Source organism: Leifsonia shinshuensis (genome assembly GCF_014217625.1).
Classification (GTDB): Bacteria; Actinomycetota; Actinomycetes; order Actinomycetales; family Microbacteriaceae; genus Leifsonia; species Leifsonia shinshuensis_A.
Genome location: NZ_CP043642.1, coordinates 57,572 through 72,602 on the forward strand (window position 1 = coordinate 57,572; position 15,031 = coordinate 72,602).

Here is a 15,031-nt window from a genome sequence, read left to right on the forward strand (position 1 = left end):
CACTCGCCAAAGTTTCGGCTTGAGCTTCTTCCCAAATAAATCCGGAATGGCCCGGAGGCTTTTCCGTACCCTCTGAGAGGAGTTGGCAGCATCGTAACCCAGATTTCGGGTTCCTGCACGTGCGCACGCGTCCCGCGTGTCGGCGTGTCGGCCACAGATCGCTCCGTCGCCCGTCTCGTCGACGTCGAGCTTCCGCTGTCCCTCTCCCCCACTACTTCCCCGTCCCGCCCCGCTACGACGACGTGCGCGGCCGCTGACGGGTCGCATCCTGCACGCCCGATCGACCTGGTCGACGGCGCGTGCGCGCAGCTCCTCACGGTGAGGAGGACGGTCACCTGATCTAGCGCAGAGACCGCGGCCGGCGCCTGACGCCCGCCCTCACCCCGCACCGGTCGGACCCGCAACAGCGGCCCCGACGCATCGCATCGAAGGAACGCCGAGTCACAGTCGGCGACCTTTGTGCGCCCAAAAACAGAGCCGAGCACATACCGGCAGCTTTGCTGCGCCCATTTTCAGGCCGGAGAGGTCACCAGAAGCCATGAGAACACACGTCGCCCCGATGCGCGGCCGCCGTAGCGCGGCCGACGCCGGCGACCGCTCATGGCTCCCCACCCCCGGCGAGGTCGCCGAAGCCCTCCATGCCCACGAAGCGAGCGACACGTTCCGACCGCCGAGGCAGCGGGGTGAGCCCGCACCGCGCAGTTGGGCGATCCACGTCCCAGCCGAGGAATGGGCCAAGATCCCCGCCTGGTGGTCCGGCGCCCACTGGTTCGACTGCGTCATCGACTGGCTGCACTCCCCCGAGCGAGAGAAAGCCCGGCAGCGGTGGCACGTCGCCGATGCCACCCTGCTGGCGATCGCGCACGTGCTCCGTTACGCCGCCGAACCGGCTACCGGCCGCCACGTCACTCTCTCCTACGCGACGATCCGCGCCCGCGTCCTGGCCAACACCGAGGCCGCCGAGGGACGCACGATCCGGCTCAAGGCCGACGAGAGCGTGCGCCTGGCCATCCGCACCCTCGAGGCCGGCGGTTTCGTGCACGTCCACGCCACGGGCCGGAACCTGCTCTCCCGGGAGGAGAAAGCCGAGGCGTTCGAAACGCACGGCGGCCACCAGGAGCAGGCCGCCAACGTCATGGCGCTCACGCTCCCCGCCCTCAAGGCTGTGGATAACTCCGCGTCTCTAGATCCCGTTTTGGGCCTAACCGCTTCCGTCCCGTCAAAACCTTCTTCTTCGGTAGATCTAGAACAACAATCCCCAAGGGGAATGGAGCGCGCTACGCGCGCCAGGCCGAATAGGAACAAGGGTTTTTCTGACGATCCGTCAGCAAACGTCCCCGAGAGGGTACGATCCCTCGACAGACTGCGACTTCTCGCGCACCTGGACCGGCACTACGGCGGCTCTCTCGCCGGTCCCCGACTCGGCAAGACCGGGAAGCTCCTCACGCGCCACATCGGCCAGCTCGACCACGCCCTCACCGCCGCAGGCGTCGACCTCGACGCCTGGACCTGGTGGCAGATCGCCGACCTGGTCGACGCCCGCCACTCCGGCGACAAGAGCACCGCCCAACAGAAGATCACCGCGGCCGCCGACCCACTGCGCTACTTCATCTGGATGGTCAAACAGGTCATCACCCCCGGCGAGAAGCCCCGCACCATCATCCGCACCAGCCCCGTCAAGCACGCCACTCCCTCCCCCGCCCGAGACGACGGAAGGCTGCCCCTGGCGCCGACCTCCGCGGAACGCCAGGCGATCGACACCACGATCCGCGAGATCCATCGGCAGCGGGCCGACGAACTCCAGGCGCAGCGCACCCGGCGCGCCACCGAACGTCGGCGCATCACCGACGTCCTCCTCGGCGAAGGCATGCACCCCGCCGACTTCCCCGCCGTCGTCCGCAAGCTCCACACCGAGGTGCAGCAGGTACACGAACTCCTCACCACCCGAGGCTGGCAGCTCGACCACGTCGAGCTCGGCCACGGCGACATCGTCTGGATCAACCCGAAGCAAAAGGCCGACATCCCAGACGACGCTGACCTGAACACCGTGACCACGATCCGCTTCGCTCCCCCGGCGACGGCCGATGACCACAACACGTACGTCGTAAACAAGGCCGGATCTGCTCACAGCGACCGAGCCGTCACCCTCGGCGAGCTGTTCCGCGAGTTGTAGTTACAGACTCTGTAAGTCACGAAGTCACGAAGTCACGAAGTCACGAAGTCTGTAACTTGGGCGGCCGTGTGCTATCGTACTCACGGAGTTACAGAGTTCCGAACTACGGAACTACGGAACTACGGAAGTACGGAACTACGGAAGTACGGAAGTACGGAAGTACGGAAGTACGGAAGTACGGAAGTACGGAAGTACGGAAGTACGGAAGTACGGAAGTACGGAAGTACCAGACTTTGGAACTTACAGAGCAAAAACGGAGCGATGGACCTGAAACTTACAAAGTCACGAACTCCCGAAGTCTGTTAGTCACGAACTCGCAGACTTCCAAAATCACGAACATACAGAGTTGCGAAACGCCGCGGGCGCAACTCTGTAACTTCCGAACCTACAGATTGGATAGGACCATGAGAATCGTTGCTGTAGCAGGCCAGAAGGGCGGGATCGGCAAGACGACGTCGGTGATGAACCTGTCGGCCGTACTAGCCAAAGGCGGGAATCGCGTCCTCGTGGTGGATGCCGACGGTCAGCGATCAACGACGTGGTGGGCTGGCAATGGGGGAGAGGATCTACCGTTCGACTTCGCCCCGGACGTTGATCCCAAGAACCTCGCTCGCTTGCGAGAGCTGCCCTACGACCTCATCTTTGTCGACACTCCGGGCAACCTCGAAGCTACATCGACGCTGTCTGCCGTGCTCGATTCCGCGGATTTCGTGATTCTGCCCCTGGTGCTCGACCCTCTCGCAGTGCAGCCGCTCGTTCGAACCGTTAAGTCTCTTGTGGAGCCTCGACACCTCGACTACCGCGTGCTTCTCAATAACATCGACCGCCGGCGAGGCGACGCACACCTCCAGGATTGGGAGGGGATCGTCGACAATCTGGGCCTTGCGCGATTCAAGAACCACGTCCGCAAGTCGGCGAGCGTGACCGACGCTCCTCTGACTGGCCGGGTCGTCACCGACTACACGGATACGCGACAGAACCGGGCCGCGATCTTCGACTACAACTCAGTCGCGCTCGAGCTTCAATCCATCTGGGCAAACGCCCCCGTTCAGGCAGGAGCAATCTGATGAGCCGCAAGGACCTCTCGACGCTGCTCGACAAGATCAACACTGACGACGTCGAGCCGCTGCAGCAACAAGGCGACTCTTCGCCAGCCTCTGACCCTGTCGTGGCCCCGCAGGCGCTAGCCGCTCCGGATGCCGAAACGCCGCTGGTGAAGTCAGCGTCGCCTCGAAAGCGGCAGCCTGCCCAGGCCAAGAAGGCTGCTGAACCCGCCGCGGCCGCGGCGCCGGCCGCTGTCGTCCCGGCGCCGGCCGGGGGAGAGCCCCTGTATCTGCGGTTCGTTCGCAAGGAGACCCGTCTTCGCGAGGAGCAGTACGAGACGCTCACGGAGTACGCGCGCAAGCTGAATCGAGCAAAGGCGCCTGGGGCAGGGGAGCGGATCACCGAGAACACCCTTATCCGGATCGCGATCGACCTCCTGATCCCGCACCTCAACGAGCTCAATGGAAACGACGAGGCACAACTCCGGGACTCTGTAACTAACAGAGTTTAGGGGCGAGGCCAGCTCACGTCGCCGGGAGATACCTCTGGGCGAGCCCTGACGAAACGTGCCGCATGACGAATTGTGCCGCCAATGATCGAAGTGTCCGCAGAGATTTCGACAGTGAGTGGCTCGATAAGCGTGAGCTTGGTCTCGCGTTTCGGCTGGAAGCGGTCGTACGTGCGAGACGAGATGACGTCGGGCCACGGATGATCCGCTGATGCGGGTCGGACTAGGGGAGTGAGCGCGCGGGCGGCCGTAGGCCGCACGGGTGTCGTGCGGCCAATGATTCGTAGCTCGCCGCCCTCATACCGGCCGAGAATCAGCTCGCCCGGCTGGGTCAACGTACCGGTCACCGCGCCCGCAACGACCTCGAAGGTGTCGCGATGCTTCACCTTGATCCTTATCTGCACTTGAACCGATCGTCCAGCCCTGCCATTTGTTCGATCACCCGAAGTTGACGACGGCTCGTGCTTTTGTGGGGCGTAGTCGATCAGCTGACATCTGAGCAAGTCCGCAAAAGTGACGACACAGGAATCTGCGTCTCGGCCCGATAGGTTCAAACAAGGGCGCTATTGGGGATAGCGGTTGAGAATTCCTGGGGGTGCTTCGAGGCGGCAATAGCCGCGATTGGATGATGGCGTCCGCGGGCGCCTGAAATTAGGGGTATTCAAATGATCAAAGGGAAAGTTGCTTCACTCATTGCTGCGGCGGCATTGGTTGCCGGGTCCGTCGCGGTTGCGGCGCCGGCCATGGCAGACAATTCGAACAGCGGGAACGGCTGTACGGCGACCGTAAAGACGCCGTCAAAGTCGGGGAACTACATCCATGTCGCCGGGAGCGCCTCGTGCAGCGCAAGCAGCTACCGATCGATGAACGTCCAGCTGTGGCACTACTACGATCTGCTTCCGGCCGCGCTGGTGACGACCGCCTACGACTCGGGAACGAAGACGAGCTACAACGTCAGCAAGAACGTCTGCGACAACGGTGGCACGACGACCTACTACACCAACGGCGCGCTGGAGAACTCTGGTGGTGGCATTCTCGTGAACGTCGGCGGTTCGGGCACGATCACCCTTAGCCATTGCTGACTCAAGAACGCATGACTGTATCCGCTTCCTCCCTCATTCTCAAGCGGGGGAGGAAGCGGGTGCTGTCTGACATCGCCTTTGAGTTCCGGCCAGGACTGAACATCGTTCTAGGACGTAACGGCGCTGGAAAGACGACACTATTGGAAGCCCTCGCGCTCCTGAAGGAGCCCGTGCTCGAGAGAGTAGCTTTCGGCCAAGATTCCTCCCGTGCCATGGATCGCAAGTCTCTTCTGGCGCGCATCGGATTCATCGCCCAGTCGGCCGACGCCTTCCCGTCGTTTACCGCAACCGAATCTGTCGAGTACGCGGCGTGGTTAAAGGGAGTCCCGAGCCGGGAGCTGACAGTGCGAGCAGCAGAAGCGCTTGATCGCGTGGGGATGACCGAGCATGCACGGACGAAATACCGAAAGCTTTCTGGGGGCATGAAACAGCGCGTCAACATCGCCGCGTCTTTGGTTCACGATCCAGCGCTGTGGATTCTTGATGAGCCGACTGTGGGACTCGATCCTGAGCAGCGCACTTACTTCCGAGGGGTGATTGCCGAGCAGGTGGCGACGTCCACCGTCATTCTGAGCACGCATCTGATCGATGATGTGGAGGACATGATGGCAAACGTGCTGGTGATCGGTGGTGGAGGCGTGATCTTTTCAGGGTCGGCCGCCCAGCTCGTCGCATGGGACGACGGCTCAAGCCCCGGCACAACGGCGTTGGAGCGCGGCTACGCCAGGTTGTCGAAGACGAAGCTTGATGCTGCGTGAAACACGTACTGCTTGAGGCCACGCATTCGCCTGGACGGTTCTTCTGCGGCGCGTATGCGGTGCTGGTGCTGCTGGCTGTTCTGGGGTTGCACAAACCCGGATTGTGGGAATGGGCAACCACCACTCAATCGTTGACGGCGTCGATCGCTATCTTAGGTCCGGCCGCTGTGGGCGCCGTCGCCCTTGAAGCGGGGCTACGCATGCGGCACAGTCATCGACTCGAGCTGAGGCAATCCGTCATCGGGGTGCTCCGGCCCGTGCTTAGCCACTACCTCGCGAGCCTCATTTGGCCCTTGCTCGGATTCGCTGCGGGCATCGTCGTTACTGGTGCGATCATGGTGCTCCAGAACGGGTACGGGACTCCGGTGTGGCTGTGGCTCCTCGCGACTGCGGCCGGGCTCATATTCGCCAGCACCTGTGGCTTCGCAGTGGGGATCTTCGCCACGTTTCGCTGGTTCGTCCCTCCGATCGCAGCCTTAGTCGCGTACTTCCTATTCATCCCGTTTAGCCAGTTCCTTCCAAACGAGGCTAGGTGGGTTTCTCACCTATATTTCATTACGGGTGACGCAACAGAGCTGTTCTCAGGCTATCGGTGGTCGACACTGGCCGGAGAAGCGATCTGGTACGTAGCGATTAGCGCGGTGGTCTTCCTCGTGTGCGTAGCTCGAATCGGGACTCGAGTCAGTCGGCTGTTCGTCGTTGCGCTTCCCGCCACTGCGGCAGTCGCTGTGGTTGGGATCTTGCTTGTTGCCAGCGGCAAAGGTGTGATCACCGAAGGCTACGTGCGGCCGGTTTACGCCTGCGCCGACGGGCGCCCGCAGGTATGCGTCGCGGAGCCATACAAGGCAGCCATTCCAGCTCTCGAGCGGCAATTCGAGCAGTTCAACCGCAAAACCGTCGGCACTTATCTCGAAGCCACGAAGCTCCAACAGAGCTATGCGGGGTCCGCCCAAGATTTGGACGGGAGCCGGGCGATCTACCTTCAAGATGTCGGAGTATCTGCCGCACCGATCGCGCTACAGATGTATGTCCAGTACACGCTCGCGCCGAACTGCCAAGGCACCGCCGAGTTCCAGAACCTCGCCGAGATTGTGTATTCGTGGCTGGTTGCCCAGCCGGACCCGTACGCTGCGCTCGAGGGAAAGGGTCCGGTCGGCGCGGCATCAGCGCGCTTTGAGCGAATGACAGAGAGCGGCAAGGTCGCGTGGTTGAAGGCACACGCCCAAGACATTCGGACCTGCTCGCTTACCTCTGCGGCATTCTGATGCGAGGGAGCAGTCTCTTCCTCAAGTCGCGGCGAACGCTGCCCTACCTAGCTGTCGCGGCCGTGGTTTTTGTTACCGCGTTCCTTGCCCGCGAATGGATCGTCCGACCCCATGAATTCGGCACACTCACCTTCCCTCTGGCCATGGTTGCCCCAGCGTTCTACGGCCTGGCAATCGGCGCGCTCTCTGGTTCACCGACACCCGAGTTGGACCGAGGCGCGACACGCAATCTCGTCCGCGCTCGAGGAGCCCAACTCGCATTTTTCCTGGTGGTTGCAGGCATCTTCGTTGGAGCCCTTGCCACCTCCCCAATCAATGGCCAAAGCATCCTCTCGGCAGAACGCAACCTACTCGGATTCACTGGCATAACGCTCGTTTGCGCTGCCATCGTGGGTCCCAAATTGAGCTGGTTTATCCCGCTCGCTTGGATCACCCTTCCTCCGTTCTACTTCGTCAATCGAGAAGACGACCCAGTGGGGATAGCGACCTTCTACGCGCAAGCAGACGATCAACTCAGCTCATTGATCTTCTGCCTCATTGTCGCGGGGGTGGGTCTGGCGTTGGCGGTTGGTTTCGAAACCGCTCGGTCTCCGCTGCGGGTGCTCCGCTAGCTTGCTTGCGCAAGCCATGAAGTTGCGCTTTCGTTAGAAAGGGTGATGACGTGGCGTGCTCGGTGCGCGTCTTTCAAGTTGTGGTCATCGCCAGAGCTCGGATTCAGATCTAAATTCGAAGTCGGCGACACATCAGCGTACGAACGCCCGGAAGGTCGGCATCGGTAGGTCGACAGCTCCTTCTGGCCGGAGCCGGATTGTCCGCTCGCGTTTGGTGCGCAGATGGTCTAGCGTCACGTCGATCCCCTCGATCTCCCCGCGCCAACCCTCAGCTTCTGCGCGTTCTCGACGTCCCAGAAGGTCGGATTCGAGGTAATCGAGTCGGGCGATCATTTGCGGCTCGACGTGAAGCATTGGGCAGCGTACGCAGGCGTGTTCGTGCGCGCATGGCGTTCCGTACGGGCGACCGCACGAGCCGAGCTCGACTTTGCGCTTGTCGAAGTGCTCCTCGAACTCTTGCCATTCGGAAACGGTTGTGTCGCGGTATTCGTCCTGAGGCCGAAGTCGCCGACGTCGGGTCAGGTGGAGCTGGTAGTGGCGGACGACGTCTTCGTCGAACACGGCGACGTAGCCGCGCGTTGTCTGGAGACTCGCGTGACCGAGGAGAGCCGCTCCGATGTGAATGGGTAGTCCGTTGTTCACGAGGTCCGTCGCGAACAGGCGCCGGAAGTCGTGCGGGGTGAAGGTCAGTCCTGCAAACTGCGGGTAGCGGCCCGCCACTTCTTGGCAGGCGCGGCGGATCATTCTGGCGACGGTCGTCGGACTCATCACACCGGTGGTCTGGCCGCTGCTGCGCTGGAAGAGGAACGGCATCGGTTCGGTGTGCTGCCGCTCGTGGGGGTCCCAGCGGCGCACCAGCGGGATCGCCCCGAACTTGTCCGTCTGTCGTCGGATGACCTGGGCGACCACGTGGAGAAGTTCGGGCGACATCGGGATGACACGCTCCCGGTCCGTCTTCGACGGTGTCACAACGAGCAGTGCGACCACCTCGCCATTCGAGCGCCGATATTGCCGGATCGAAAGGTGGGACAGCTCCAACAGCTCCTCGTGGCGGATGCCGGTCAGGCGTAGCACCTCGATGATCGCCCAAGTCCAGAAGGCCCGGGTTTCCTCGCTCTGGATCTCGATGCTCGGGCCGCCATCGGCCCGCTGAATCCGGAGCAAGCCGCTCTCGGGTGAGGGCTCGAGGGCGGCACCGCGACGTGCGCGCGGACCGGCGTGAGGGAACGTGGCTGCGTTTGGCGGTGACGTGAATCGCAGATAGCGGACGCCGTTCACCTCGAATTCGGTTTCCGCGGATGCCCGGGCCGCCGCGAGCAACGCGGTCATCTGGTCACGCACCACCACGACGTGGTCGACCAGCAACTCCAGCAGCGGCTGGCGCGTGCGGGTCCGGTCGGCGATCCGCTCAGCTTGTCGACGTCTGCCGGCGCTGTAGCCGCGGCTGGCGATCGGCGGGATCGGGCACCGGGCGACCCACGGTCCCCAGCGTGCCGGGTCCTCGATCGCCCAACTCTGGATGTCGAGGTAGAGCGCGCGGACAGTGACCAGGAGATCCCAGATGCTCTGGCGAGGACGTCGGCCCTCCGTGGTCTGTACGGTGTCGATCTCGGCGCGCCAGGCTTCGTATGTTGCCTCGTCGAGCTCCAGGCTCGTCTGGTCGGGGTTCACCCGCTCGATCACGCACCAGAAGTTGCGGGTCAATGCCCGGACCAGGTGGCTGAGGGTGGAGTAGTCCATTCCCAGTGCGCCGCGGTGAGCGATGTAGTCGATCAGGAGCTGGCGCACCCCGGCGTTGGAGACGCTGTATGAGTCGACCATTTCTGCCACGCTCTTCCGCCCGCCCACCGTGGCGATTCGCATCGTCACGGGAGTTCCCGCCGGGAACTTGTCGGCGTCGAACAGCACCTGCCAGACCAGGGCTCCCGCCAGCTTGCGGGTGTTCTTGTCCCGAGCGGTGCTGACCTCGCGCAACGCCAGACCGAAGTGCATCAAACCGCCCGGTGTGATGTCGGAGGCAGGGATGGCCTGGACGGCGAGCATGTAGGACAGGTCGGTGAGGGTCTGATGGCGCGACTTCGCACTCACCGGAGCAGCTTCGACCGCAGCCGTAAGGGCAGCCAGGTCGTCGTCTCCGTGTTGGCTCGCGATGAAGATCTTGAAGAAATCCGAGACCGCGGTCGTCCGCAGCACGCGCAGCGACGGGACCAGGACACGGAGAGCAACTAGCCAAGAGAAGCCGCTGGTCATCGTCCAGCTTGCAGCCGGCGCCGGGTTGAGCGACATCAGCCCGGTGGTCGAGGACTCCCAACCGCTCGCGTCCCACCGCTGCTGCCAGGTGTCACCCGGGAAGGCGCTCAGATGCTCGGCGAAACGCCGGATCGAGCGTGAGCGCTTATCAAGCTGGATAGCCGACCGCGGAAGCACCGAGCAGGCAGCTGCGACCAACGCTTCGATCGGCGTCGCGCTCAAGTCTCCCAGCGGCTGCGGCAGGCGAGGCTGCGGTGCGAGCGGCTCAACGACGTCGGCATTGCCCCAGGACTTCTTCGACGGCTCCTCGGAGCCGGTGTCGCCGTCGTCCGGTGCCTCTCTCCGGCTCCAGACACCGGTCGTCGACACCATCGCTCTACTCATGGGCGTCTCCGAAGACGATCGCGATGTCCTCGGCGGCGTAACCGGTCGCGAACCGTGGCGGCGGCGGCGTCGGGCGCGAGTAATGTTCGTGCACCTTGTCGATGACCTCCTCGATGCGCGGCGTGGTGTAGATGCTCGTGGTCCGCAGGTCAGCGTGGCCGAGCACGACCTGCACCTCTGGCAGGGTAAGCACGCCGCTGTTGACCATCCGCATCGCCGCCGTGTGTCGCAGATCGTGCAACGTCCAGTTCGTACCAAGCCTGCCGTTCGCTCGCTGCAACACACGGCGGGCGGCGCCGTAGGTCAGTGGGCTCGGCTCTCCCCGAACGGTCCTCCAGAGCGGCCCGCTGGAGGCATCATCGAAGCCCCGAAGGTACCGGCCAAGCCACATCAATGCTTCCGGTGACAACGGGACGAGACGCCGCTCCCGCGAGCCCTTCGAGACAACCGACATCCGCTGGCCAGCCCAGTCCACGTCCTCGATCTGAGCTCCCAGCATCTCCTCGGCGCGCGCTCCAGAGCTGACGAAGCAAGCGAGCAACGCCCGATCACGATCGCTCGGCATCTGCGCGAAGAACTCCTCCCACATCGCATCCGGGATCGACCGCGGCGCACGCGACAGTGCGCGCTGCCTGTAGGCCCCGCGCCGGTACGCTTGCCGAGGTTCAAGCGGGCTGCGCTGAGCGAGCGCGCGACGACGTGCAGGCGACTCCGGGACCGGGTTGACCACCGGCCCTCTGGCCCAATGGGCGTGGAACTCGTAGAACCCGTGCACCGCGGCCAGTGTGAGATTGATGGTCGCCGCACCGTAGCCTACGCCGAGGTTCGGTTTGCCTGTCTTGAGGTTGACGCCCGGGGCGCCGGCCTTGAGGCGACGCTGCGGGTTCGGTGCGACGCGGAGCCAGCCCACCAAAGCGGCTGTCTCCGCCTCAGTCGCCAGATCCCAGCCGACCTCGAGCTGCCAGAGCACCCTGAACCAAGTGAGCGCGGCGTAGCAATACGACCGGATCGTGCGAGGACTGTGGTCGCCGACGACCATGTATCGCACCCATGCGCTGACAGGCTCCACGACCCGGCCTTTCCCGTCGAGCAGCAGGTACGGCTCCGTCGGGCCCGGCCCGGTACGCACTTTGCCCACCCGCGCCAGCGGGACCTCGCCGGTACGTAGCCCGCGGCGCACGGGGTCCTCCGAGGTGTCCGGTTCGGTCACGCTAATGCTCCTCGCCACGGCTGGTCAGGGGCCGCACCACCGGTCTACCAACGCGAGATAGCCCGCTTTGGCGACGCGCTGGTAGTGCAGTCAACTCACCAGTCTCGTTGGCCGCCTCGGTACGGCTGCCCACCGCCTTTGACCACGACGCCCTCGATCCCACGGTCGGGCAACTCCTCGAACCAGCGCCGGCCCTCAGCGGTATCGGCAGTGGTGTCGATCAAGCTCAGTGGCGGCCGCCAGTCGACCGCGAGCTGTTCGAGTGCGCGGCGACGTTCGTCGTAAGGCAGGCCACGAAGGTCGCGGCCCCCTGCAGCGAGGATGTCGAAGACCACGAAGTCGATCGGCTCCTCGTCGACCAGCCGCCGGCGGCGCTGCTTGCCGGAGGCGAAGCGGCGCTGCAGAGCGTCGAAGTCGAGTCGTCCGTCCCTCCAGCGCACGAGCTCGCCGTCGAGGACGACACCCGCCTCTATCTGTTCGGCGATCGCCGCGGCGACGTCGGGGAACGATTCGGTCAGGTTCGTCTTCTGGCGCGACCAGAGTGTCACCCGGTCGACGTCGACGACCGCCGCCGCCCGCCACCCGTCCAGCTTCGGCTCGTAACCGCTCCCTCCGGGCAGCGCTGCCGCCTCTGGGACGCGTTCGGCGGCTTTCGCCAGTGCTAGGTCGATCTGGCCACGCAACAGCTCAGGCGGGCGTACAGCGGGGGAGGGGTCGAGTGCAGCGAGCAGATCACCCATCGCGTCGAATCGCTCGAGGACCTCCGAGAAGTCGAGCTGCGTAAGTCCAGGGGCAGCGATCTCGTTCCAGCTGCGCGGCGCGGCCGCGAACGGTCGGGCGGTGCCGCGCAGCGAGTAGGGAGAGATGGTGGTCTTCTTGGCGTTGTTCTGCGACCAATCGATGAAGACTTTGCCCACACGACGTTCCTTCGGCATGGTCGAGATGACCTCGGCCGGGTGGTCGGCCTCGAGCGCGCGTGCGAGCTCATGGGCGACATCGGAGACTTGGTCTGAGGAGAGCCGGCCGTCGAGGGGCACGTAGACGTGGATGCCCTTGTTCCCGGAGGTCACGGGGAAGGTCGCAAGGCCCATGTCGTCGAGGATCGCCTTCGCCCACAACGCCACCTGAGCGCACTCGGCAAGACCGGTTCCTTGGCCTGGGTCGAAGTCGAGCACCATCCGCGTCGGCCGGCGGTCAGTGTCGAAGCGCCACTGCGGCACGTGCAACTCGAGCGCCGCAGTCTGCGCAAGCCAGACGAGCGTCGCGCGATCGGTGACAACCGGGTAGCGCTTCTCCCCGCCCGAGTGAAGGATCGTCTGGCGCAGCACCCAGTCCGGCACGCCCATCCCGAGATCCTTCTCGAAGAACGCCTCGATCGGCGCGGCGGCCGAACCGACGCCGTCTGGCCAACGCTTCCGTGTCACAGGACGTTCCGTCAGGTGGGGGAGCAGCGCCGGTGCGATGGTCGCGTAGTAGTGAATGACATCGCCCTTGGTGGTCCCGGTCTCCGGGTATAGCACCTTGTCCAGGTTGGTTAGGCGCAAACGACGACCATCGACCTCGACGAGCGGGGTACCAACCATGGCCCGACGGTACCGCGGGGAGTCCGTCGAGCCTATGGACGATGTCGAGGGCAGTGGCCGAAGGTCGTCGTGTGGTTCAGGCGGCGGATTCGCCCGAGCCGAGCTCTTCGCCCGCTCGCCAGAAGTTGAGCGTGCAGACCACTCCCGCGATCACGAGCAGCAGCCCGAGGGCGAGGAAGGACAGGGGGGCGGGCAGCACGGAGGCGGTCTCCTCCGGCGACGCGCCCGGTCCGACGGCGTCGGAGAGCGGCGTGAGCGCCAGTACGGCCACCATCGCGCCGAGACCCGCCAGCCAGAGGTCGAACCGCCAGCGGTAGTCGAACCAGCGCCAGAACTTCTGGCCCGCCGCAGGCCGGCCGCTCACGATCCGGCCGGAGCGCAGCGCACGCAGGTACGCCGTCTTCTTGATCAGCGACACCGCGGAGGCCACGGTGACGCCGAAGGCGATGGAGCCGTAGATCAGCCAGTACTGCGCGAACTGCTCGGAGCCGTCGACGTCGCCCGGCCAGCCTCCGGTGAACCACGAGATGACGGGGAGCCCGACGAGGACGAACGACACCACGAGCCCGACGACCACCCAGAGCACGTGCCAGCCCGTCGGGAGCACCCGGAAGCGCGAGATGAAGGTGGCATTCGGCAGCACGGTGCCCGGCGGCGCGGGGTTGCGTCCCATCCCGCCGCGGCGGACCTGCTCGCCGGCGACCAGTCCGCACATGGCGAAGAGGGCCAGCACGCCCGGCACCGCGCTCATGCCGACGGCGGCGAGCCCGCGCAGGTCGTCGGCGCTCGACGCCTCGAGTCCCGGAGGGTCGGACGCGATCCAAGTGAGCAGGATGCCGCCGCCGATCAGGAGCAGGAGGGCGACGGCCGCGAGCACGACGCCGATGATCGAGAGGACCTTCCCGAACTTCCGGTTCGCCTCGGCGACGTGCGCGCGCCGCGCTGCGAGCGCCTCCCCGGTCAGTTCCTCCGTCACGCCGTGCATGTCCCTTCGATTAAGGCCGCCGACGTCGACGAGCGGATGTCGCAACCACGACACGACGTTACCGCTCCGGCCCTACGAGAGACGGGACGCCAGTACGCTGTCGCGCGTGGCCCTCATCGCCTTCCCGCCGGGCGCGGACGACGTCCCTCTCATCCACGCCGCGCTCGGAAGACCGCCCGCCGCGCGCTGGATAAATCCCGACCACATTACGAGCCTCATCCCAGTGACCATTCAGGGTGAGAACGACGTCGAGCTGGTGGTCGATCACAAGCTGCAGGGGTTGCCGGAGGGCCGCTGGCACCTCGGCCGATATCGCGGCGTCGACGAGGCGCGTGCGGCCTGGGATCAACTCATCCAGCACATCGCCGCGCACTCCCATGATCCGAGGCATCCATGAGCGATTCGTCTGAACTGCGACCGACAGAGGACGACTGGATTGCCTGGATCCGAGAAGCGTCCGAGTTGATCGAGCGCGAAGACTTTGTCGTCAAGGCCTCCGATGAAGTTGTGTTCAAGCAGCTCTGGGGCATCTGCGTCCAGGCGATCAGGCATGCGCGCGCCTACGTGCTGCTGGTCGATGCAGATTTTGAACGTGAGGCGATGGTGCTCGCGCGAGCGGCGCTGGAGCACGCCGTCACGGCCCAGTGGGCGTTCCACCGGCACGACGGACTCTCGAAGTTGCGGGTGTCGATGGTCCGCGGTGAGAAGGAGAACATCGAGATGGTGGGTGAGTGGTTCAGCGATGCGGGGCTGCTCGCGACGGCCGCAGCGATCAGTGTCCCGCAGGGGAGGGGGCTGCCATCGTTCACTGACATGATGCGCGATCTCGACGAGGAGCGCTTTCTCGAGAACTCCTACGGCAGTCTGTCCCTGGCGGTGCACGTACGTGCCAGCACCCAGACCTCCTACTTCGCCGGAAGTGCGGACGACCTGGTGCTTCGCCACGTTCCCGCGCATGCGCTCAGAGGTCCCGCGACGAACATGGCGGCCATGGCGGCCATGCTCGCCGTTGCGGTCATCATGGAGCTGGTCGATGATCAGGAGGCGCTGAGCCGGATCAACGAGGAATCAGAGAGGCTCATTCTGCCGCCCACGCTGCGCCCCGGTATTCCCGAGACGAAGCGCCGCCCCGGCCCGGGGGAGAACACCCCGTGGTAGAGAAAGCGCGGCTGAGTTCC

Annotated in this window: 14 protein-coding genes; 9 read left to right on the forward strand and 5 right to left on the reverse strand. The window is 64.7% G+C overall.

The window, feature by feature from the left end:
• The first annotated feature begins 538 nt into the window (after positions 1 to 538).
• From F1C12_RS21940 to F1C12_RS21950, 3 genes are all read left to right on the forward strand, one after another.
• On the forward strand, positions 539 to 2,173 hold the full coding sequence (locus F1C12_RS21940) for a hypothetical protein (RefSeq protein ID WP_185279199.1): 1,635 nt from the start codon (positions 539 to 541) through the stop codon (positions 2,171 to 2,173).
• Between the two features lie 404 nt (positions 2,174 to 2,577).
• Positions 2,578 to 3,240 (forward strand): ParA family protein, encoded by a 663-nt coding sequence (locus F1C12_RS21945; protein ID WP_185279119.1) that lies wholly within the window; start codon positions 2,578 to 2,580, stop codon positions 3,238 to 3,240.
• Positions 3,240 to 3,728: a hypothetical protein gene (locus tag F1C12_RS21950; protein WP_185279120.1), complete on the forward strand. Its 489-nt coding sequence runs from the start codon at positions 3,240 to 3,242 to the stop codon at positions 3,726 to 3,728. Before F1C12_RS21945 ends, F1C12_RS21950 begins: the two co-directional genes overlap by 1 nt.
• On the opposite strand, the gene F1C12_RS21955 is transcribed toward F1C12_RS21950, so the two are convergent.
• Positions 3,725 to 4,111: a hypothetical protein gene (locus F1C12_RS21955; protein WP_185279121.1), complete on the reverse strand. Its 387-nt coding sequence runs from the start codon at positions 4,109 to 4,111 to the stop codon at positions 3,725 to 3,727. The two genes, F1C12_RS21950 and F1C12_RS21955, sit on opposite strands and share 4 nt — an antisense overlap.
• A 279-nt stretch (positions 4,112 to 4,390) precedes the next feature.
• Here F1C12_RS21955 and F1C12_RS21960 point away from each other — a divergent pair, with 279 nt between their 5' ends.
• The 4 genes from F1C12_RS21960 (at position 4,391) to F1C12_RS21975 (ending at position 7,441) form a co-directional block, all read left to right on the forward strand.
• On the forward strand, positions 4,391 to 4,807 hold the full coding sequence (locus F1C12_RS21960; RefSeq protein WP_185276272.1) for a hypothetical protein: 417 nt from the start codon (positions 4,391 to 4,393) through the stop codon (positions 4,805 to 4,807).
• Between the two features lie 59 nt (positions 4,808 to 4,866).
• Positions 4,867 to 5,565, forward strand: a complete 699-nt coding sequence (locus F1C12_RS21965; RefSeq protein WP_185276273.1) for an ATP-binding cassette domain-containing protein — start codon at positions 4,867 to 4,869, stop codon at positions 5,563 to 5,565.
• Positions 5,562 to 6,830, forward strand: coding sequence for a hypothetical protein (locus tag F1C12_RS21970; protein WP_185276274.1), 1,269 nt, complete (start codon positions 5,562 to 5,564; stop codon positions 6,828 to 6,830). Before F1C12_RS21965 ends, F1C12_RS21970 begins: the two co-directional genes overlap by 4 nt.
• 62 nt (positions 6,831 to 6,892) lie before the next feature.
• Positions 6,893 to 7,441: a hypothetical protein gene (locus F1C12_RS21975; RefSeq protein ID WP_185276275.1), complete on the forward strand. Its 549-nt coding sequence runs from the start codon at positions 6,893 to 6,895 to the stop codon at positions 7,439 to 7,441.
• A gap of 132 nt (positions 7,442 to 7,573) precedes the next feature.
• Here the strand turns inward: F1C12_RS21975 and F1C12_RS21980 are convergent, their stop codons facing one another.
• From F1C12_RS21980 to F1C12_RS21995, 4 genes are all read right to left on the reverse strand, one after another.
• Entirely contained in the window at positions 7,574 to 10,075 is a 2,502-nt protein-coding gene (locus F1C12_RS21980; protein ID WP_185276276.1) for a tyrosine-type recombinase/integrase, read from the reverse strand.
• Positions 10,068 to 11,285 (reverse strand): tyrosine-type recombinase/integrase, encoded by a 1,218-nt coding sequence (locus F1C12_RS21985; protein WP_219732644.1) that lies wholly within the window; start codon positions 11,283 to 11,285, stop codon positions 10,068 to 10,070. Before F1C12_RS21985 ends, F1C12_RS21980 begins: the two co-directional genes overlap by 8 nt.
• Before the next feature lie 95 nt (positions 11,286 to 11,380).
• Positions 11,381 to 12,868, reverse strand: coding sequence for a non-homologous end-joining DNA ligase (gene ligD, locus F1C12_RS21990; protein WP_185279122.1), 1,488 nt, complete (start codon positions 12,866 to 12,868; stop codon positions 11,381 to 11,383).
• 76 nt (positions 12,869 to 12,944) lie between these two features.
• On the reverse strand, positions 12,945 to 13,844 hold the full coding sequence (locus F1C12_RS21995; protein ID WP_185279123.1) for a hypothetical protein: 900 nt from the start codon (positions 13,842 to 13,844) through the stop codon (positions 12,945 to 12,947).
• Between the two features lie 115 nt (positions 13,845 to 13,959).
• Between F1C12_RS21995 and F1C12_RS22000 the strand changes: the two genes are divergently transcribed.
• Both F1C12_RS22000 and F1C12_RS22005 read left to right on the forward strand, forming a co-directional pair.
• Entirely contained in the window at positions 13,960 to 14,250 is a 291-nt protein-coding gene (locus tag F1C12_RS22000) for a hypothetical protein (RefSeq protein ID WP_185279124.1), read from the forward strand.
• On the forward strand, positions 14,247 to 15,011 hold the full coding sequence (locus tag F1C12_RS22005; protein ID WP_185279125.1) for a hypothetical protein: 765 nt from the start codon (positions 14,247 to 14,249) through the stop codon (positions 15,009 to 15,011). Before F1C12_RS22000 ends, F1C12_RS22005 begins: the two co-directional genes overlap by 4 nt.
• The last annotated feature ends 20 nt before the right edge of the window (positions 15,012 to 15,031 follow it).